This window comes from Bradyrhizobium sp. AUGA SZCCT0222 (genome assembly GCF_018130205.1).
Taxonomy (GTDB): domain Bacteria; phylum Pseudomonadota; class Alphaproteobacteria; order Rhizobiales; family Xanthobacteraceae; genus Bradyrhizobium.
This window is the reverse complement of sequence record NZ_JAFCLX010000001.1, coordinates 223,496-244,776: the sequence shown is the minus strand read 5'-3', so window position 1 is coordinate 244,776 and position 21,281 is coordinate 223,496. Positions and strand designations below refer to the sequence as shown.

At 63.6% G+C, this 21,281-nt stretch carries 9 protein-coding genes; 4 read left to right on the top strand and 5 right to left on the bottom strand.

All coding sequences use genetic code 11. From position 1 onward, the window contains the following. Positions 1–4: 4 nt before the first annotated feature. From JQ629_RS01050 to JQ629_RS01040, 3 genes are all read right to left on the bottom strand, one after another. The gene (locus JQ629_RS01050) at positions 5–2,629 is read right to left on the bottom strand and encodes a calcium-binding protein (protein WP_212410530.1); all 2,625 of its coding nucleotides are present in this window, start codon (positions 2,627–2,629) and stop codon (positions 5–7) included. Then, positions 2,626–4,380: a type I secretion system permease/ATPase gene (locus JQ629_RS01045; protein WP_212410528.1), complete on the bottom strand. Its 1,755-nt coding sequence runs from the start codon at positions 4,378–4,380 to the stop codon at positions 2,626–2,628. Before JQ629_RS01045 ends, JQ629_RS01050 begins: the two co-directional genes overlap by 4 nt. 81 nt (positions 4,381–4,461) lie before the next feature. Next, a complete protein-coding gene (locus JQ629_RS01040; protein ID WP_212410525.1) occupies positions 4,462–13,410 on the bottom strand; it encodes a peroxidase family protein in 8,949 nt (2,982 codons plus the stop codon). Between the two features lie 423 nt (positions 13,411–13,833). On the opposite strand from JQ629_RS01040, the gene JQ629_RS01035 reads away from it, so the two are divergent. From JQ629_RS01035 to JQ629_RS01020, 4 genes are all read left to right on the top strand, one after another. After that, the gene (locus tag JQ629_RS01035) at positions 13,834–15,243 is read left to right on the top strand and encodes a sensor histidine kinase (protein ID WP_212410523.1); all 1,410 of its coding nucleotides are present in this window, start codon (positions 13,834–13,836) and stop codon (positions 15,241–15,243) included. Between the two features lie 155 nt (positions 15,244–15,398). After that, the gene (locus JQ629_RS01030) at positions 15,399–16,091 is read left to right on the top strand and encodes a LuxR C-terminal-related transcriptional regulator (RefSeq protein ID WP_212410521.1); all 693 of its coding nucleotides are present in this window, start codon (positions 15,399–15,401) and stop codon (positions 16,089–16,091) included. Positions 16,092–16,748: 657 nt separating this feature from the next. Next, a complete protein-coding gene (locus tag JQ629_RS01025; RefSeq protein WP_212410518.1) occupies positions 16,749–18,050 on the top strand; it encodes a coiled-coil domain-containing protein in 1,302 nt (433 codons plus the stop codon). Positions 18,051–18,368: 318 nt separating this feature from the next. Then, entirely contained in the window at positions 18,369–18,638 is a 270-nt protein-coding gene (locus JQ629_RS01020) for a hypothetical protein (RefSeq protein WP_212410516.1), read from the top strand. A gap of 23 nt (positions 18,639–18,661) precedes the next feature. Here the strand turns inward: JQ629_RS01020 and JQ629_RS01015 are convergent, their stop codons facing one another. Next, a complete protein-coding gene (locus tag JQ629_RS01015; RefSeq protein WP_212410514.1) occupies positions 18,662–19,474 on the bottom strand; it encodes an aspartate dehydrogenase in 813 nt (270 codons plus the stop codon). Positions 19,475–19,608: 134 nt separating this feature from the next. Continuing rightward, on the bottom strand, positions 19,609–21,270 hold the full coding sequence (locus tag JQ629_RS01010; protein ID WP_212410512.1) for a ShlB/FhaC/HecB family hemolysin secretion/activation protein: 1,662 nt from the start codon (positions 21,268–21,270) through the stop codon (positions 19,609–19,611). Positions 21,271–21,281 lie beyond the last annotated feature (11 nt).

Genomic DNA, 21,281 nt, shown 5'->3' with positions numbered 1-21,281 from the left:
CCCCTCAGGAGTGGATCGCGGCGAATTGCAGATAATGGTGGCCGGCGACCTCGATCGTCATGACGTCCTCGGCATGGGAGCCGTGGGAAACGTCGATTGCGGTGTACTTGCCGTCGGCAAGTTCCTCGAAGCGGAAGCGAACGGGCCGGCCATGGTCGCCGTCCTCGTCGAGATAGAGCTGCTGGAACAGGTCGGCGACCTGTTCCACGGCGTCCTCGCCGTCCTTGATGGTGATCTGGTAGGTAGCGGCCACGATCCGGTCGCCGACCGTGAAGTCGGTGATCTTCTTCACGGTGTCCTGCTCCGAACCGCCGCCGTCGTCGCACGGCGGCTGGAACTCGAAGGTGTCGTTGCCGGCGCCGCCGGTCAGTACCACCGATCCGCCGTCGACGCGGATCACGTCGTCGCCCGAGCCCGCGATGATCTCCTCGAAGTCCTCGATCAGGTCCTCACCGATCTCGACGCCGCGGGCGGTGCCGTTGCGCAGGTCGATAGTGACGGTGATGGTGGTCGCCGAATAGTCCAGCGTGTCGTGGCCCGAATTGCCATCATAGTTGTCGTTGGTCCCGTCGGCCGCCGCCAGCACGACGTCGTCGCCGCAGCCGCCGTCGACCGTGTCCGATCCGCCGCCGTCGGCGATGGTGTCGTTGCCGGCGTCGCCCGCCAGCACGTCGTCGCCGGCTCCGCCCGTCAAGGCGTCGTCGCCGCAGCCGCCCGCGATCGAGGCCGAGGATGCGCCGGCGGCGATCGTGTCGTCGCCCGCGCCGCCGATGACATTCTCGAACTCCGCAATTGCATCGTTACCGATGTCCACGCCGGAGGCATGGCCAGTTGCGAAATCGATGGCGAGGTTCTGGTCGGCCGAGGAGTAGTCGATGGTGTCCGTTCCGGCGCCGCCGTTGAAGCTGTCGGCCGCGGCATCGGCCGAAGCCATGACAAGGTCGTTGCCCGTGCCGCCGGTCACGACGTCGGATCCGCCGCCGTCGGCAAGGGTGTCGTTGCCGGAATTGCCCGCCAGGACATCGTCACCCGCGCCGCCGGTCACGGCGTCGTGGCCGGCGCCGCCGTCGATCGAGGCTGGAGTCGGACCAGCCGCCAGGGTGTCGTCGCCCGCGCCGCCGATCACAGTCTCGATCCCGGCGATGGCGTCATTGCCGATGTCGGTGCCGGAAGCCTGGCCCGTGGCCAGATTCACGTCGACGGCACGCGCCGCCGAGGAGTAGTCCAGCGTGTCGTTGCCGGCGCCGCCCGCGAAGCTGTCGTCGGCGGCATCGGCGGCCACCACCAGATGGTCGTTGCCCGTGCCGCCGGTCACGACGTCGGATCCGCCGCCGTCCGAAAGGATGTCGTTGCCGTCACCGCCGGCCATCCGGTCCGCACCGTCGCCGCCGTCGAGCGTGTCGTTGCCGGTACCGCCGTCGACAGTGTCGTCGCCCGCGCCCGCCAGCAGGACGTCGCGGCCCGCACCGCCGTCGAGACGGTCGTTGCCGTCCTCGCCCTGCAGCGTATCGTCGCCGTCCTCGCCGAACAGGCGGTCGTCGCCGGCTCCGCCGAACACCACGTCGTTGCCCGCGCCCGCGAACACGATGTCATTGCCGGCGCCCGCATAGACCACGTCGTTGCCCGCGCCCGCCAGGATGTGGTCGTTGCCTTCGCCGCCCGAGATCCGGTCGTCGCCGCTGCGGGCGTCGATGTTGTCGTCGCCGCCGAGCCCCACGATGGTCTCGGCGCATTGGGTGCCGAGCAGGGTGTCGTCGCCTTCGGTTCCGATGATTGGCGGCGCCTCGACCACATTGAAGTAGGCCGTCTGCATCACGATGTGGCGGCCGTCGCTGATCGCGTAGGTCAGCTTGACCTCGCCGAGCATGTCCGGGGCGCGGTCGAACTCCCAGCCGCCGTCCGCGGTCCGGGTCAGCGTGCCCGAGGACGAGTAGATGCCGACCACGGTCAGGCGGTCGCCGTCGGGATCGGTGGCGCCGGCCAGCAGCGCCGCCATCGATATCGCCAGCCCGTGGCAGGCGACGACGTCGGGAAGATGCACGGCCCCCGAGACGCGGGGGGCGCGGTTGCGGTGATCGGGTGCCGGGGGGTCGCGCGGATCGCGCGGTGTGGGGAGCCTGTCGTCGCCACCGCCGCCGCCGCCTCCTCCTCCCCCTCCGCCACCACCGGGGGCCTCATGGCGCGGCGACGGACGGTTGTCGTTGGCGACCTTCGGGCTTTCGCCCGATCCGGTGTCCACCTTGGGCTTGTCGGTGCGCGCCCGGGCGCTGAAATCCGTCGATCCGCCCGGAGCGCGCTCTTCGTCGCGATGCGCCGAAATCCTGACTTCCTCGGTCCGGCCGGACGATTTTGCCGCCGGCTCCTCGGGGTCAGTTTCGTCGGCCGCAGCGAGCGCGTCCTCCTTGACGGTCTCCTCCTCGTTGCCCGAGGTACGGGCCTGGCCGCGGTCCTCGCTGGCCTCCAGCTTCACGGGCAGGAAGCTCTTGAGATAGGCCGAGCACGATCCCACGAAGAGCAGGAAGAACAGCGGCACGATGCGGCGGCGACGATCGTCCTTCTCCTCGTAGTCCTTGCGGCCCGGAGCGGTCTCGGCGGTAGACTGGCGGGTGGCCTGGACATTGATCGTCATGCGGGCCTCCGCAGCTGGGTCTCGACAATGGTGTCGGCCGGTGCGGCCGCGGCAGGCTGCCGGACCGGAGTCATGATGTCCTGCTTCTTGCCGAAGGCGACCATGCGGCCGGCCTGGACGATGGCGACGAGATCGACCGCCACCAGCGCGCTCGGCCGATGCGCGATCACGATGGCGATGCCGCCGCGGGCGCGGATGCCCTCGATGGCCGCAGTGAGCGCCGCCTCGCCCTCGCCGTCGAGGTTGGAGTTCGGCTCATCCATCACCACCACGAACGGGTTGCCGTAGAGCGCACGCGCCAGCGCGATGCGCTGCCGCTGCCCGGCGGAGAGCGCGCAGCCCTGCGGGCCCAGCCTGGTCCGGTAGCCGTCCGGCAACTTGACGATCATCTCGTGGACGCCGGCGGCCTTGGCGGCCCCGATCACCTTGCGGTAGTCGGGCTCGGGCTCGAGGCGGCAGATGTTGTCCTCGATGGTGGCGTCCATCAGCGCGACCTCCTGGGGGAGATAGCCGATGTGCCTGCCGAGGTCCTCCTCGCGCCATTGCGTCAGGTCGGCGTCGTCGAGCCGGACGCTGCCGCGCAACGCCGGCCAGATGCCGGTCAGCGCCCGCACCAGCGTGGTCTTGCCGCCGGCGGAGGGACCGATGATGCCGAGCGCCTGGCCGGCCTCGAGCTCGAAGGCGACTTCGCTCAGCACCACCTGGCCGGATCCCGGCACCGCGATGGTGATCTTCTCCACCGAAAGGCGCGCTACCGGATCCGGCAGCCGCATCGGCTCGTCCGCGCCGGCGAGCGCTATCACGGTGTCGCGTAGCCGCTGGTAGGCCATGCGTGCGGCGATAAAGGCCTTCCAGTTGCCGATCGCGAGATCGACGGGAGCCAGCGCCCGCGCCGAGGCGACCGAGACCGCGATGATGGCGCCGGCCGAAAGCTCGCCCTTGATGGCGAGGTAGGCGCCAAGTCCCAGCAGGGCCGATTGCAGCACCATGCGGAGCACGCGCGAGACCGCGGCGAAGCTTCCGGTGATGTCGTTGGCCCTGGTCTGCAGGTCGAGATGTTCGGCATTGGCCTCGTTGAAGCGGCCGACGGCGCGGCCGGCGAAGCCCATCGCCTTGAGGACCTCGGCGTTGCGGGCGTTGCAGTCGGCGATGCCGTTGCGTTCCATCGCGGCCTTGCGCGTGGAGACGGTCAGGCGCCGGGTCATGAACTCGCTGACGACGGTGAGCACGACGAGGACCAGGGCGCCGGCGAAGGTCAGCGCGCCGAGCATCGGGTGGAGGAAGTAAATGAAAGCAAGATAGATCGGCATCCAGGGCAGGTCGAACAGCGCCGAAGGGCCCTGGCTTCCGAGGAAGCCGCGTACCGTGTCGACGTCGCGACCGCGCTCAAGCGCCTCGGAGGTGGAGAAACCGAAGCGGGGCATGTCGATGGCGACGCGATGCGCCAGGGGAGCGATCTTGCGGTCGATGCGGGCGCCGACCCGCACCAGCACCTGGGAGCGGACGACGTCGAAGGCGCCCTGGAACAGATAGAGCCCGATCGCGAGCGCCGACAGCACCACCAGCGTCGGGATGCTGCCGCTGGTCAAGGCGCGGTCGTAGATCTGCATCATGTAGACGGAGCCGGTGAGCGCCAGCACGTTGATCATGCCGGAGATCACGAAGAGAAACACGACGATGCCGCGGAAGCCCTGGGTCAGTTCGGCGAGGCGCTGGCGCTTCGCGGGGGTGAGTTCTTTCGGTTTGGCCATTTTTCAGGGTGCCGTCTGGTGCGAGGAAAACGGAAGGCACCGGAACGGGAGGAGTTCTCCCGTTCCGGCTGAGGTCGCGATTTAAAGCGTGACGTTGGAGCCGAGGTTCTGGTGGCCCGCGATCTCGATCTTGAAGTCGGCGGCGGCGTTGCCATCGACGTTGCCCTGGACGACGGTGAAGTCCTCGCCGTTGCGGGTCTCATAGGTCACCGCAAGCTGGCCCGCGGCGGTGAAGGCCGCGTCGGAAACCAGCGTGAAGCTCTGGTTGCCGTCGGTGGCGTAGTTGGCGTCGATGCCGCTGAGGTCGATCCGGTCGCCGGGCTCGAAGCCGACGATCGTGTCGCCCTTCGCCGCCTCCACCGAGCTGAACACGAAGGTGTCGCCGCCGAGCCCTCCATTCATCACGTTGGCCGCGGTGCCGGCGACGATGACGTCGTTGCCGGAGCCTGTGTTGACGTTCTCGATGCCCCAGAGGGTGTCGTTGCCGGTCAGGGAACTCGACGCGCTACCGTTCATCAGCGGGCCGGAGCCCAGGTTGACGGTGGCGGCCGCACCCGTGGCCGACATGTCGAGCGTATCGATGCCGGAACCTCCGGTACCTTCGTCGCCGAAGTAGGCGTCGTTGCCGTCGCCGGCCTCGGCCACGATCAGGTCGTTGCCGGCACCGCCGAACACCGTGTCGTCGCCGGCCCCGGCATTGATCAGGTCGTTGCCCTGCTCGCCGAAGATGCGATCCGCTCCCGCATCGCCGTAGACCATGTCGGCGTCGGCCCCGGCGAACACGTGGTCATCGCCGGCTCCTGCGGAGATCACGTCCCGGCCGCTGCCGCCGCTGACGAAGTCGGCACCCTCGCCGGCCACGATCGCGTCTTCCCCGGCATCGCCGATAGCGATGTCGTCTCCGGCGAAGGCGACGATGTGGTCGTCGCCCGCAGTGCCGACCAGCGTGTCGGTCTGCGCGGTTCCGGTCCGGACCACGCCAGTTGCCGTGGTTTCCTCGTCGTCGCCGCCTGCGGTCGGCGTTTCCTCGTCGTCGTCATGCGGCGTCTCGTTCTCGTCTTCGTCCTCGTCCGGTTCGTCGGTCTGGAACTGGGAGGGCACGACGCCACTGAAGGTGACCGAATGGGTCCCGTTCGAGACGGTCTTGGTGCCGTCCTGGTTTTCGACCAGGTGGTAGGTCGCGGGATCCGCATCCGCCGGAAGCTCGATCACATCCTCGGCCTGCAGGGCGCCGATGATGGTGTCGTTGCCGCCGTTGGACTTGAACACGATGCGATGAGCCGAAGTCAGGGCCGAGATGTCGATCATGTCGTCGCCGTCGTCGCCATCGATCGTGATGGTGTTGAGGCGCAGGCTGGTCGGAGCGAAGTCGCCGATGACGTTGAACGTATCGCCGGCTCCCGCGCCGCCGTTCGTTCCGGTCGGCTCGACGCTGTTGATGCGGATTTCCTCGATTTCGCTCAGTTCCGCGATGACATTGGCGAAGCCCGTGCCGTTGCGGGTGATGACGATCTCGGGAGTCCGTCCGGCGAAGCTGGCGAGGTCGTTGCCGACCACGGCATCCCAGGCGGCCAGCGTGTAGATGTTGAAGACCTCGCTGGAGGTGTTGCCGTTGATGACGAAGGTGTCACCTGCGGCGCCCTCGGTGCCGCCGTCGACGATGTCGCGGCCATCGGTCGGAGCCACCGCATTGGCGTTCCAGACGATGGTGTCGTCGCCGGTTCCGCCGCTGGCCGTGTCCGCCCCGGCGTTGAGGCCTGGCGCGGTCAGGTTGACCGTGAAGTTGTCGATGTAGAAGTTGTCGCTATTGTCCCAGTTGTTGCCGTCTCCGGCGGTCAGGAAGCGGATGGCCGAGTTGGAGCCGATCTGATTGGCAGTCAAAGTCGCATTGAAAGTGCCGTTGCCGTTGCCCGTGGTGCTTCCGAGCGTACCACCCGTCAGCGTCTCCCAGGCATTGGTGTTGACGTTCCGGGCCTGCACGATGACGCTTTGGCCCGCTCCGAGATTGTCGTCCTCGTAGGCGAACGTCACCGACGCCGCCGTCGCTCCCGTCAGGTTGACGGCACGTTCGATCGTCTCGCCGCCATCGACGTTCTGGTTGAACTGAAGGCGTCCGCCGGAGATGGTGATGTCGCCTGCCGTCGGGCTGGTGGTCTCGCCGCCGCCCTCGATCCAGGACGTAGCCAGGGCGACCGTGCCGTTGCTGTTCGAATACGACGCCGTTCCGAAGGCATCGACGTAGGTTCCGCTGTTGCTGCCGGTACCGCCGCTCAGCGTGTCGTTGCCGTCGCCGCCGTTGAGGGTGTCCGCGCCCTCGCCGCCGTTGACCACGTCGTTTCCGCCCAAGGCGTTGACGATGTCGTTGCCGCCCGCGGCGTTGATCGTCTCGCCATTTGCGGTCCCGGTGTGGGTCTGACCGGTGTCGTTGCCGTTGATCGTCGTGCCCGTCGGCGCCGCCGACAGGATGTAGTCGGTCGCGTCGATGGCGGCGACCGTCGTGTTGTTGACCTGGATGGTGCCGATCGTCGCCAGGGACGCGTCCCGGACGTTGAGCACCACGTTGGCGCCCACCTGAGTGGCGATGACCCGGGTGGCCAGGTTGGCGGCGGTGATGCCCAGGGCGCTGAGGTTGATCAGGTCCTGGCCGCCAGTTGCGTTCGCATCGAAGTTGTTGACGATGTCGTTGCCGAAGCCGGCGCTGTTGTAGATGAGGACGTCGTTGCCCCCGTCGGTCGGAAGCAGGTTGATGGTGTCGTTGCCGGCTCCGCCGATGATGGTGTCGGTGTCGTTTCCTGTGCCGCCGCTCAGCGTGTCGTCGCCGGTGCCGCCGTCGACCAGGTCGGTGCCGTTGCCGGCATCGATGATGTCGTTGCCGCCACCGCCGAAGATCTGGTTGTTGTCGCCATTGCCGTTGATGGTGTTGGCGAGCGCGTTGCCTGTGCCGTTGATGTCGTCGCCGCCGGTCAGCGTCAGGTTCTCGAGCTCCGCACCGAGGGTGTAGGAGATCGAGGACTGGACCGTGTCCGTGCCGCCGGCAGCAAGTTCGGTCACCACGTCTCCGGCGTCGTCGACGACGTAGGTGTCGTTGTCGGCGCCGCCCGCCATGACGTCGGCTCCGGCGCCGCCGTTCAGGTTGTCGTTGCCGATACCGCCGTTCAGCGTGTCAACGTCGTCGCCGCCGTTGAGCGTATCGATGCCGTCGCCGCCGATCAGCGTATCGTTGCCGAGTCCGCCGTTCAGGGTGTCGTCGCCGAGTCCGCCGTTGAGGGTGTCAGCGAGGTCGCCGCCGGAAATGATGTTGTTTCCGTCGTTACCCGTGCCGACGAACGGGTCGGCATCGGCGCCCCTGTAGACCAGGTTCTCGACGTTGGCCATGTTCGCGATGGAGAGTTCGGCCATGAAGGTCTCGACCGTGTCTGTTCCCTCGTTCGCGGCTTCCACCACGACGTCCAGCAGGTCATCAACGCCGTAGGTGTCGTTGCCCGCGCCGCCGACCATCGTGTCGGCGCCGAGTGCTCCTACCAGATCCAGATTGTCGTCATCGTCATTGTCCCGGGCGTCGAGATCGTCGTTGCCCGTGCCGCCGACCAGGAGGTCGTCACCGAGCCCGCCGACCAGGTCGTTGGAGCCCGCACCGGCGCCTCCGAAGATCAGGTCGTTGCCGCTGCCGCCGACGATTTCGTCGGAGGTTCCGGTCTCACCGACGATGAAGTTGTTGGCGGTCGAGGCCGCTAGATTGACGCCGCCACTGTCGCGGTTGCCCGGATCGGAGCGGCTGACGAGGTAGTCGTCGGCTCCGAGCGCGTAGCCGGCGAAATTGGCGCCGTTGAAGTTGATGCGCTCGACGCCAGTCTGGGCATTGCCGCCCGTGAAGTGCCCGGCCACCGTGATGGTCTGCTGGGTGCCGGTGGGCAGGGTGTAGTCGATCACCAGGTCGCCGGTCTGGGTGCCGCCGTTGTTGTCGCTGGCATTGAGCGAGGTGATCGTCAGGATCGGCAGGCCGGTCACCGGGTCGATGCCGGTGCTCGGTGCGAGGATCGAGATCCGATCGGCGGCTCCGCCGCTGGTGGCGGAGACGCCTTCGTTGATGACGTCGTTGCCGTCGCCGAGGCTGAACGAGTAGGTGTCGTCGCCGAGTCCGCCGTTGAGGGTATCCACGCCGGTGGCGACGCTGACGGAGGTGAAGTTGACGACAAGATTGTCGATGTTGACACTGTCCCCAGCTTCAAAGCTGGAAGCCACGAAGCGAATGGCCGCGTTTGCCGTGAACGGACCGGTACCGAACAGGGACAGGTCGATCGTCCGGGTGGGGACGTTGTTCGTCGCAGAGTCGATCAGATCGACCTGAACGAAGTTCACCCCATCACGCGAGAAGGACACCGCGATCGAGTCGTCGCTCGCATCCAGGCCGTTTTCGACAATCGAATAGCTCAGGCTGGCGGTCGCCGCCCCCGCGAGATTGACGGTGCGTTGGATTTGCGCACCGTCGCCAGTGACGAAGGCAAGGACATTGGCGACGTCGTCGTCGATCTGGATCTGACCATTGCTTGGGCTGTTGTTGTCGCCCGTCTCCGCCCAATCCGGCCCCCACGTGGCTGAGCCGGTGGAATTGCCAAAGTTGTTGGTGTTGAAGTTGTCGGCATACGTCGCCGACGTCGTCGTCGTCGTCGTGCCACCCGGGCCGCCGACGAGGATGTCGTTGCCCGCGCCGCCGTTGAGCACGTCATTGCCGGCCAGGCCAAGCATCAGGTCGTCCAGCGCGGTGCCGGTGAGCGTATCGTTGCCCGCCGTCCCGACAATGATGTTGAGCGGGTTGCCGTCGGCGAACTGCAGCCTTTCGATGTTGCGCAGCCGATCGGTGCCGTCGAGCGAGTCCTCGACAGCATGCGACACGATGAGTTCGCCGGCCGCCGTAGCCGAGAAGGCGTATTCCGAACGGTTGCCCTGATACCTGGCGGTATCGACGTCCGCCGCATTCACGCCGTCGGTGGTGATCTCGCGGACGATCGCGAGCTGACCCGGATTGATCGCGCCGGAGAACATGCTGGCGGCCAGCGTGGTCATGCTGCTGTGGTAGGTCAGGATCGGGCCGATGCCGCCGTCGGGACCAGCCTCCGCATGAACGGCGATCCGGACGTTGAGCCAGCTGTCGCCGTCGATGATGTCGTCGCCGGCGCGGCCCATGATGGTGTCGCTGCCGGCGCCGCCGAGGATGATCTCGCCGGCATTGTAGGCGATGGCGTTGGTCGTCAGGGCCGCCATCTGGGCGTTGGTGAGGCCGAGGACGGCCTGCAGCCCGGCGATGCGCTCGATGCCTTCCTTGGTCAGGGCACTGCCGCGGAATCCTTCCGAGCCACCGGCAGAAGCGGGCCCGCGTTCCTCCGCAAGAGTGTCGGCGCCGGTCAGCACGTCGTCGAACTTGGAACCCGAGAGGCCTTCCACCGACTCGTAGGCATCGAGCGTCCCGAACCCTGGGGGGTTCGGGTTCTCGTCGAACACGATGCCGCGGGTGAAGTCCGCGTCCACCTTCATGTTGCTGTCTTTGTAGGTCGCCCAGTCGAAGCCGGACATACCGGCCATCTTGCCGCGGCCTAGGCTGCCGACCATGATGTCGTCGCCGCCCTCGGCGATGAACTCGTCGAAGCCGCCGTCGCCGAGGAACACGTCGTGGCCGTCGATCGAGTCGCGCGCGAAAATTTCGTCAAAGTTGTCGCCCGGAGCGCCGTCGAAAGTGCCGGTTTCGATCCAGTCGTTTCCTTCGTTACCGAGGATCCGTTCGGCGTTCCTGTTGCCGTAGATGAAGTCGTTGCCCTCGCCGGCGAAGACCTCCGAGCCCATGTCCGTGCCGAGGAAGATGAAGTCCTGGCCGGAATTGCCCATGACCAGGTCGAGGCCCGGGCCGGCGTGCACCACGTCATGTCCGGCGCCGGCCTTGATGTTGTCGTCGCCGCCGATATCCTTGATGATGTCGTCGCCGTCGCCGGCGTTGATGATGTCGTTGCCGAAGCCGCCTTCGAGCCGGTCGTTTCCGGCGTCGCCGAACAGGGTGTCGTCGCCGATGCTGGCGATCAAAGTATCGGCCTGGTCGGTGCCGCCGAGGACGACGTGTTCGTCGCCAGTGTAGCGCAGGTAGTTGGCCTCCGCGCCCGGAGTGGCCGGATTGTCGCGCAGAACGAGCGGGGTGAGGAGGCTCGTGCCCGTCGGATCGTCGTTCTCGAGGGTTCCGTCGCCGTCCAGGTCGTTGAACTGCCTGGTCACGCGGTCGACCTCGAGGATCAGGCCCGGGGTCGAGAACACGTCCGACGGCAGATGCGTCGTGTTGGTGTTGCGCATGATCATGGCGGCGAAGGAGTTGTTCTCCATCTCGCTGAACAGATGCAGGCCGTCGAGCCGCTGCAGGTAGTAGAAGCGGTCGCCGCTCTGCAGCTGCTCCATCTGCACTTCGAACACGAAGTTGAAGGTCGAGCCGAGCATGCCGCCGAACGGCATGATCTCCTCGGCGAGACCGCCGATCCAGAGGTCGACGTTCTCGAGGCCGCCGAGATCGCCGCCGGAATAGGCGTTGAGGCCGTTCAGGAAGTCCAGGCGGTCGGCCGGAACCTCCATGCCGCCGACCGAGACCCCGGTGATGATGGTGAGCGCGGCGTCGCGCTTGCCCTGCAGGGTGGTCTGGCCGGTGATCAGCGTATGGGTGCCGTAGGCGGCGACGAAGTTGATGATCGACGCCTCGTGCTTGAGATGGCCGGCGAAATCGGTCCAGCTGTCGTACGGCTTGAGGAGTTCCTCCTGGTTGGTCGCCTCGTAGAAATCACGACGGGCGGCATTCAGGGACGGCACGCCGGTGTCGCGTCCGCGCGCCAGGTTGATGGTCGCGAGATCGAGCGGCAGGCCGAGCAGGTTGTTGCGCAGCGCAGTGGTGACGAATTCGTCGATCTCGTTGCCGACTTGGCGGGTCATGCCGCGGATGATGTCGCCCGCCGCGATCTCGTCGGTCAGGGTGTGGGCGGTGCTGGTGCCGCCGCCATCGTAGGAGAGCGGGTTGAGGAAGCCCTCGATCAGCCCGATGTGGTTCGCGGCGAAGGAACTGTCGAAGCGGTCAATGGACTCGGTCAGCATCGAGTGGCCGAAGCGGTACACCACATGGGCGAATTCCGCGACGATCGAGGGATTGATCGAGGTGTCGAAGCCGTCCGGCACCAGGAAGACGTTGATGTTGGGCTGGACCTTGCGGGCGAATTCCTCGAAGACCAGATGCTGATACTGCATCTCGGTGCCGAACTTGGCGGCCTGGAACAGGCGTTCGCCGTCCCACACCAGGGCGGCCACCTCCGCGGGGGTCGCAGGCAGGGCGGCAATGTCGGTCTCGAGCCACTGGTTGATGAAGGCCAGGTCGTTGGTCGCGAGCACCTGCTCCTTCGTGTGCCCGACGAGCCGGTTGTGCTCGGCATGGAACACGTGATGGACCGCGGTGAGTCCGATGTTCTCGTTGACGCGGCCGTCGCCGGCGATGAAGTGCGCGTCGAGCAGTTCGTTGTCGTATTCGGTGTCGCCGTTGCCGGGATTCGCCAGGCCGATCGTGATGTCGCCGTCGGCGATCTTGCCGACCGGCACGGCGTCGTGCGCGATGTCGGCGAGGAAGGCGCTTTGGGTGCGTAGCGCACCGGCCGTCGAGATGCCTGCCGGGAGGCCCGTGATGGGATCCAGGGCGGCAGGATTGCCCTGTACGACGACGTCGTCGGAGGTGTTGGGAATGCCGTCAAGGCCGACGCCGGTGATCAGCTGCGGGAAGCCGTTCGCTCCCGGAATGAAGTTGCCGTAGGCGTCGGTGCGCAGCAGCGGAACGCTGCCGACGTCGAAGTCGGTCAGGTTGATGCCGAGAATGGTCCTGGCCTGCTCCTTGACCTCGCCCCAGGTCGCCATGCCGCCATTGGCGCCTTCGATCAGCTTGCCGGTGGCGGCCGGAACACCACCGTTGAGCTCGTATTCGCGCAGGAACACCTGATGCGAGGAATGCGAGGTGTAGGTCTGGTTCTGGTCGACGTAGGCGGTCGTGGTGTTCACCGGCCTGATGTCGTCGGCGGTGTTCATGAGGCCGTCCTGACCCGGCAATACCGTGGCGCGCGTCAGGACCATGAAGTTGGTGTGGCTGCCGGGGACGTAGAGCGGATCGTCCGTCGCCAGCGGGACGAACACGGTGCCGCTGCCGCCCTTGTTGACGAGGTCGAGACCGTGATCGAAGAACTGGCCGAACAGGGTGAACATGGAATTGAACGGCGCCGATAGGCCTTCGTCCGGCGCTACTGCGGGCAGGTAGACGTTGTCGCCCTGCATTTCGATGCCGTAGGGCTCAAGGGCCACGTCGCGCACGACGCGCGCCGCTTCCAGGTCCACCACGGTGGCCGCGTGGGTCGCGGTCGCCGCGGTCCATGCGTCGATTGCGGTTTGCTCAGCCGCTTCTGGAATCGTCAATGGATCGCCATCGCCGAGCGCCTCCGCAGCGGCCTTCGCGTTCTGCATCACCACCCGCGCCTGGTACTCGGCGTCGAAGGCCGGCTTGAAGGTCTGGTAGATCGCGGTCACCGCCGGAAGATCGGCCATCGCATCGGCGGAACCGGCGCGCTGCAGCGCGGTCAGGATCGCGGCGGGATTGGCCAGGGTCTGGTCGACCAGCAGGTTGGAAATGGTGCGCAGGCTCGAATCGAAGACGAGCGAGCCGGGATTGTTCGAGGGGTTGTAGTTCAACTGCCCCATCGCGGGCGCCGGGCCGGGGCCATCCATGTCGACCTGGCCGGTCGAGGGCCTGTAGGTCGGATCCAGCAGGGTCGGAAACTGGTTGCCGGCCGCGCCCCACTGCTCCTGTCCCGGCAGCAAGTGGTTGTAGCTGCCGTCGACGGTGCGCAGGCCCATCGAGAGATTGTAGGCCGGAATCAGGCCGCCGACCCCATACAGGGGCTGACCGGCCGCATGGGCCTCAGCAATCTTGATCTGCTCGAGAATGAATTCCAGATCGCTTTTGATATAGGCAACCATGACACCCTCACCTGTTGTTGGAACAGACCGCAGCCGCGGCCGGGTCGTTGAAACCAATGTCGCTCATGATGTGATGCCAACACTGGCTCAGACCTCGACGATGCCATTCTGAGATTTTTCGAAGCGCGCGGATAAGGGGACAAGGTCCCGAGACGTACGAGGCACAAGGTCCCCTGTTGAACGGGGAACAAGGTCCCACAAAAGCCGGGGACTAAAGTCCCGAGACATCGTCCGGCTGAGGTGCTTCCTTTGACCGATTATGATCGGCCTCATTAGCGTTAACGGCTCTATAGATCAGTCGGATGTATTTCATGCCCCTGGATGTGCTACGATTGCCGGACGATGAATTTAGACGAGGAGCGCTTGTCACGCGGCGCGGAAATTTAAAAAGCTGCTCCTCGCTTTAGGCAAGGACCCACGGCGATGACTCGGTCGTCTGTTAAGACCGGCTTCAAGACTCCTTCACTCGGATTTGCTCATCAGTTTGTCATAGCTGCCGCCATAACGATCGCGGTCTCGATGGCACTGCTCGCGTTCGTCATCTCGCACCGCATTGAAGCAAGCATGATGCAAACGGCCGCCGAAGAAGGCGCCCTCTTCACCGAACTTTTCCTCGGTCCATTAGCGCAAGACCTCGCCACTTCCCGCAACCTGTCTCCAGAAAGTGTGAAAAAGCTCGATGACTTGCTTGATGGAAAACTGGGCGAGCGCGTAAAACTGATCAAGATCTGGTTGCCGGATGCGACGCTGGTGTACTCGACCAATAAGGAATCAGTCGGGGAGAAATTTCCTTCGCATCACATCACCGCAGCCGCCGCAGGCAAGGTAAACAGCGAGTTCGATTATCTGGACGCCGTGGAGAATGCCACCGGGAGAAGCCTGCATGTTCCGCTCGTCGAAATCTATGCCCCGCTATTCCGCAAAGGGACAAAGACGATCATCGCCATCGGCGAGGTCTATGCTGATGGCAGACGACTTGCGGACGATCTTGTTTCGATCCGTCTCATATCAATGGGGATCGTTGGTGCGGCCACCGCTCCGATGATGTTGATTCTGTTCCTGATGGTTCGCCGCGCTGCAAACCTGGTCACCGACTACCAGTCAACTCTCATGAAGAATGTGGTGGAGGCTAAGAAGCTCGCCGCGCAGAATCACAAGTTGCGTCGAGCGGCAGATAATGCGCGTCTGGAGGCCGCGAACTCCAACGAAAATCTCCTTGCGCGGATTGGACAGGATCTGCATGACGGGCCGATCCAACTCGTGAGCCTTTTAATGCTCAAGCTGACCGAACCGAGTGGCACGAATAGAGCCGAGGTCGGCTGTGGCGGTCCCGACAATGCCGGCACCGAAGCCCTGACGGCGCGGATACTCAGGGAACTCCGCGATATCTCGACCGGACTTGTGCTCCCCCAATTGGAGGGGCTGACGCCTAATGAAATACTCCGGCTTGCTGTACAGAACCACGAGGATGCGACAGGAACGAAGGTCGGCCGTCAGATTGGTGACTTGCCCGCAGATCTCACGCTACCGGTGACAATATGCCTGTACAGGATCGTGCAGGAAGGATTGAACAACGCCTTTCATCACGGGAAAGCAATGGAACAGCGCGTCGAGGTTTGGGCGGATGCGCAATCGATCGTCGTTGCGGTGAGCGATAGTGGCCCGGGGCTGGTCGACAACAATCATGCGAACCGGCGCAGCAGGATTGGCCTTGGCATTGCGGGTTTGCGTAACCGTGTCGAGGCCCTTAAGGGCACGTTTGAGGTGATATCGCAGCGCGGCATCGGGACGCAAATTCGAGCAAAGCTGCCCGTCGCGCGAACAGAAAATTAGAATTGCGATGATCGGCGCGCGATCTCCATTCACATCAGTTCCCTCTAACGCACAACTGTGAGGATACAGGATCATTCGAGGTAGTCCTTAAGTAAATGATGTATGAACATCTTGATTGCGTTATATTTTCAACGCGTCGAATTGCAGGGGACATTATGAGTACGGTTTCCATTGGTTTGGTAGACGACCACCCATTGATGATTGAAGGCATCGTTGCGCTGTTGTCGCGGGCTCAGGGTCTCGAAATTTTGTCGACGGGTTCGACGGCAAGAGACATCATCGACATTTCCTTGCGGTTCCATCCAGACGTCATCATCGTCGATTTAAGCATGGCGGGCGACGTCTACGAGGCAATCGCGACGTCCATCAAGGTCTCTCCAAACACAAAGATAGTCGCGTTCACTGCTGCGACCGGCGTCGACTCCGCGATACGCGCACTGGATGCTGGTGCAAACGGATATGTTCTGAAAGGCAGCAGCGCGAAGGAGCTCATTCAGGCTGTTGAAGCGGTTCGGCATGGCGAAACGTACATTACACAAAGCTTTGCAAGCCAGGTCATCGCAGGATTGCGAAACGCATCGCTGCGACGAGTGGCGGCCGAAGCCGTCAGATTCAGCATTCGCGAGGACCAGATCGTTCGACTATTGTTGCGGGGCTTTACCAACAAAGCGATCGCCACCTCGCTAAAAATCAGCGAGAAGACCGTCAAAAATTACATGACGATCCTGATGCAAAAACTCAACGCCCGTAACCGCCTCGAAGTTGTCATTGCTGCACAAGCGCTGAGCGATCGTGAGGTGGACGGCTCATTCGGAAATGCAAGTTCGCAAACGCGTCAGCTCTCTTGAGGGGAAACCGCCCTGGCGCCGCTTTACGCCTCGTGAGGTGACCTTACGGGCGATTCAACTCTGGAGGGCTTGGGTCTGGGGCCGAACCCAACTCTTCAACGAGGGTGTGAAGCTCGGCGGCCCTCTCGATCAGGGAGGCCGCAGCCTGGGGATCGGTTGTTGACTTGGCGAGTTGAAGAAGCGTCTCCGCCTGACGCGTGAAATAATCTCTGCCGAGCACGATGGTCGCCCTCACAAATTACCGGTGACCTGCTAAAGAAACCGGACATTCGTTCCAGTCTCAATGTACAATATTGAACACAAGGCGTCTCCGTAAACTTACGGATAACGGCACGAAAACCTGGAGAGCCGTTGAGGGGCGCAGGTGAATGCCATTCCTCACAACACCTCCTACCTACTCTCGCACGCACCATGCCGGTTGGTAGGGCCGACGGCGGCCATGGAGTAGCCGATCAACGGACATCGCGCGGCTTGGCGAGTTTCGGGACCTTGGTCGCATCCATTTCAGGACCTTGTACTCTTACGGACGCCCTTCAGAAAACCGTCAAATGACAGCGTTAAGTAGGTTCGATCCAGCGTGAGGCATATTTTGGCATCACATTGTGTTACCAATAACTTTGAGCACGGAGCTCGATAGCGCAGAGGAAGTCTCTTTGCATGCGCCAAGCTATCGAGACCGCGCCAAGAGACGGGAAAGTCGTCATTCTCGAGGATGACGCGAGCGGCAGCTATGACACTGCTCACTGGTCGCGCAAGACGTATCAATGGGTGGCTGAAAACGGCGAGCCGAGCAAGATTACACCGACACATTGGTATCCAAGACCGCGCGACAAATATCTGCTGCGAGAGGATGACAGATCGCCGAGGCGGTTTGTAGCTGGGTCGATCATAGCGTCTCTCATCGCGATGGCGATTGTCGGCGTTTATTTCCGCTCCGAAGTCGCGGGTTATGTTACCCAAGACGCCGGTCGCCAGGGTGTCTTCGGCATCAATCGCCTGCAGGTCGAGCGAGACACCAAGTCGCCGGCCGATTTACTGGCGGTTCAGGAACAGGCCGAAGCCGATCAGGCCAGAGCCTCTGCCGGCGCGCAGGTCAAGCAGGCTGGGAAGGCGTTCGCGCCGGAAGCGAGACAATCTCTGGAGCAGGAACAACCTACTGACAGCTTGACGAATGAGCTTGCCGAGACCCGCCGCACTGTCGACCGGCTCACTCTGCAGTTGCGGGCGGAGATCGCGAATTCCGCTCAAGCGCTCGGAGAGGAGCGTGGGAAAGCGGCCGCCCTCGCGCAGCAGGTCGACACCGTGCGACGGGAGCTAACCGCAAGCTCGGTGCAATATCGTCAAACGCTCGATGAAGAACGCGCGCGCGGTGCCGCACTCGCGAGCGAACTAGCGACGGCGCAGCGGGAAATTGAGACCCAGGCGGCGCAATTGCGTAAAGCGGGCGACGAAGCGGCGCAGGTCAAACGGACGGCGGAACACGCAATGGCGGAACTGCGACAATCTCTGCAGCAAGAACGCGAAAGAGCGGCGGCAATGGCACGGGATCTGGAGTCCGCGCGGCGTACGAGCAACGTGCGCGTTAAGCCTGAGCCTGCGGCGATCAGCCAGACGCCCGAGGCCGCGCAAGCGGAGGAAACGGCTTCGATAGCACGGCCGGCGGCCGTAGAGACGCAAGCGCAAGGTAGTCCGGATCCGATCAGGTTGATCGCGCTCGCCAAGGCGTTGCTCGGTCAGGGCGACATCGGTGCTGCCCGTGTTGTGCTAGAGCGCGCTGCCGAAACAGGGAGCGCGCAGGCAAGCTTCATGCTCGCGGAGACATATGATCCCGCCATCCTATCCGGATGGGGGACGTACGGAACGCGCGGCGAAGTGACGAAGGCTCGCGAATTTTATGCGAAGGCGCGCGCCGGTGGCATTCAGGAGGCCAAGGATCGATTCAATGCCCTGCGTCAGTGACAGGATGATTCTTAGGGTTTTGAGAAACACGCCCTCGGGTGATGTCAACGACCCTGCAAAGATGAAGCTCATGCTGAACAATGCGACGAACGTCGCGCAATATAAAAGGGCCGCCGCGAGAAGTGGCGATCGAAGTTGACCTGAGCCCCTGCCTCCTCCGTCCGTAATCTAGACCGTGGGTCTTGATCGGACGACCAGAAAAAGATAAGCAATTTCAAGGCGGTTGACAGGACACCCCTTCCGCCAAAATTAGGCGATTATCCAGCCCACCCTGTTATCCTGGGCTTTTCATCCCTCGGGCTTTGGCAAGTGGTCGCGATGCGTGATTTCGAGAAAGCGACGCGCGTGCTGGACGCCTTGAAAGCCGCCGAAGATCAGCCGGCGCAGTTAGCCTTGCCGATACTGAACGGACTGGTCGGCCTGGTTCAGGGAAGCGGCGAGCAGCCGCTGGAGGTCGAAGAGGCGCGCTCCAGTGCATTTATGGCGATCTGCGAGGTCGGCAAAGCGCTGCACCGCGGTCAGCCTGCGGACCAGCTTTGGTCGGCGGCGATCGGCGCCACGGAGCGCTGGATGTCGTTGATGAAGTGAGGCCTCCCCTCACCGCCTGATCCTCAGGTTCCGACGCGCAAGGCTGAACCTTGCTTGCGCAAGTATGCAATGACCGAAAGTGCCGTGATGCGGCCGGTCTTGGGGTTTTCCGAGGGAATGTTCTCTATCGTCATCGAAAAGCGCGCGGAATCCGATTCCACTTCGACGCGGTGCACGTTGCGGGTCACCGTTGGATCGGCCCAGATCTGCAGCGTGGTCCGGTCGGGCCCAAGGCCCGCCAGCGAAAGCGCCACGGCCACATTGAGATTCGCCGGAAAGCCCTTGGCTGCATCACGGGCGGTGCCCTCGAAAATCTTCAAGGGCTCGGTGATGCCGGCAATGTCGATGTTGTTTTCGACCAGATAGGGAGCCCCGGCGAGGCCATTGAGCGGCTTTCGCGTTACCATTCTGACCGACTGGATATTGCCTTCCGCCGCGGCGGTGACCGCGTCGAGACCTATCAGCGCACCGGTCGGCACGACGATCTGGCCGCCGTTTTGCCTGGCCAGCGCAATGAGATCCTCGTTCTCGAGAAGCGCGCCCACGCTCAGGACGATCGCAGTTTTACCGCGGCTCACGAACGGGATGACAATCGATCGAACGAGCTTGCTGGGTGCGCACTCGATCACGATATCGGCCGCCGCGCAGAGATCGTCGATTGGCAGGACGGCGGGCGAACGCTTCAATTTGGCGAGAAAATCGCCATGCTTGGCCGGGTCCTGTACCGATACCGCCGCGAGGACCAGGCCGTCGATGCCTTGATCCAGGGCTTCCACGACCTTCCGCCCGATCGGACCAAGGCCGACGACGGCGACGCGCCGTGATGGGTTGGGCATCTTACGAACTCCGCAGAAATTGCTCACGTGCCCTGCATAGCATTTCCGGGACGCGCGTCGAGAATGGCAACGCGGTCACCTCAGATGATGGAACACTGGCCCGGAGCGGCGCGGCTGGAATCCCGATCGCCGGTCTATCCGGGCGTATTTTGCTTTGGGAACATCAGCAAGGGCCGGAAGATGAACCGGCCATAGTATTCGTAGTGCCGCTGGGTGGAAATCGCCAGTTTCAGCGGCGTTGCATAACTGCCCTCGAAGGTCAGCGACGGCGCCATCGTCCACGAGAAACCCACCCCGATCGAACTCAATTCCACGATGCCGGGGAACGTGGAGAACACTGCGCCCCAATCGGTGAACACATACGTGTCCAGGCCCTTGAGAATGGCCGACCAGTTGTAGTGCAGTTCGGCGTTGACATAGTAGCCGCTGTCGCCGGCCACCGCATTGGTGGGATAGCCGCGCACGGTGGTCGGGCCGCCGATCGAAAAGATCTGGTCGCCCGGCAACAGCTTCGTCGGCGAATATTGCCAGCTGCCCAGCAGATTGGCGCTGAAATTGGCAGGCCCCGTCCCCGTCGCTATCGCACTGCCGGTATAGGTATTGAAGGTTCGGTTGCCGTTCAGAATGTAATCGTGCCATTCGATGTAGTTCATCGACGGCGAGACGGTGATGGAATAATTGTTGCCGGAATTGGTCAACGAAAACCCACCCGTGGTTCGCTGATAGCGGTCGCTGGTGACCGCAACGGTGCTAAACCGGCTTACCGTATTGCCGTCGGTCTGCGCCGCATTGAGCAGCAGCAGCCAGTTTTGAGTAACCCAGGCCGGCTGGCTGAAATTGATGGAGGCCTGGGTCGATCGCCCGGTTACGTCGAGCGCGACGAACGGTCCGTCGATGATCTTGATCTTCCCTTGCGTGTAGCTCACGCCGACGCGGCCGCCCCACGGGTTTACCGGAATGTTATAGGCGACGTTGCCGTTGAGGTTGCCGTCCGACCTCACCCCATAGAAGGTCAGGCGATCATCCACGCCGAACAGGCCGTGACGCCGGTAAAACGCGCCGCCTTCGAACCGGCCGGTGTTCTGGACACCCTGATTGTCGACAAATAATTGCAGCGTATCGGTGGGTGGTTCGATAACGGCGAATTGCAGGTCGGTCAGGCCGAAGCTGGTCCCCGGCTGCAACAACGCCTTGATCTGCACGTCGTTGGTTCGATTGAACCAGATCACATCGCGGTTGAGCTTCGGCACATCGAGGACTTCACCTTCCGGCGCCAGGACGCGCGGCAGGATATAGGATGTCGACGTCTGCTTGTTGCCCTCGATGGTGGTCTTTTGCAGACGACCTTCCGTCAGCTTGATGCGAACGATCCCGCCCTTGGCATCCTGATCCGGCAGCGTCGCGATCCCCGTGACGATCCCGCGTTCGGCGTAGACCGCGTTGATGTCGGCTACGACCTGCTGAAGTGTCGCGATATCGGCATCCTTGCCGATATATTTCTTCGCAATCTCGTCGAGCTCTTCGGGCGTAATGAACTTGGATGAATCGAATTCAAGCTTGCGCAGCAGGAATTTTGGACCACCTGGTTTCAGGGTTTGGGTCTTTTCCCGCTCGCCGCCGACCACGCCCGGGCCCTGGAGCTTGGGTGGTTGGCTCTGCCGCTCGAGTTGCTGCCGCTGGCGGTCGATGTCAGTCTGGATGGCGCCGGGGTTGACCTGCGGGGCGAGCTGCGCGCGCGCGGATGCACTGCACAACAGTGCAAGCCCGACGCCCAATGCTATTGCCTGCCTACGCATTGAAAACCTGT

What these genes read in the sequence shown, in the direction of transcription:
- JQ629_RS01030 (WP_212410521.1), top strand. Translation starts at nt 15,399, where the DNA reads ATGAGTACGGTTTCCATTGGTTTGGTAGACGACCACCCATTGATGATT.
- JQ629_RS01025 (WP_212410518.1), top strand. Translation starts at nt 16,749, where the DNA reads ATGCGCCAAGCTATCGAGACCGCGCCAAGAGACGGGAAAGTCGTCATT.
- JQ629_RS01020 (WP_212410516.1), top strand. Translation starts at nt 18,369, where the DNA reads ATGCGTGATTTCGAGAAAGCGACGCGCGTGCTGGACGCCTTGAAAGCC.
- JQ629_RS01010 (WP_212410512.1), bottom strand. Translation starts at nt 21,270, where the DNA reads ATGCGTAGGCAGGCAATAGCATTGGGCGTCGGGCTTGCACTGTTGTGC.
- JQ629_RS01050 (WP_212410530.1), bottom strand. Translation starts at nt 2,629, where the DNA reads ATGACGATCAATGTCCAGGCCACCCGCCAGTCTACCGCCGAGACCGCT.
- JQ629_RS01040 (WP_212410525.1), bottom strand. Translation starts at nt 13,410, where the DNA reads ATGGTTGCCTATATCAAAAGCGATCTGGAATTCATTCTCGAGCAGATC.
- JQ629_RS01045 (WP_212410528.1), bottom strand. Translation starts at nt 4,380, where the DNA reads ATGGCCAAACCGAAAGAACTCACCCCCGCGAAGCGCCAGCGCCTCGCC.
- JQ629_RS01035 (WP_212410523.1), top strand. Translation starts at nt 13,834, where the DNA reads ATGACTCGGTCGTCTGTTAAGACCGGCTTCAAGACTCCTTCACTCGGA.
- JQ629_RS01015 (WP_212410514.1), bottom strand. Translation starts at nt 19,474, where the DNA reads ATGCCCAACCCATCACGGCGCGTCGCCGTCGTCGGCCTTGGTCCGATC.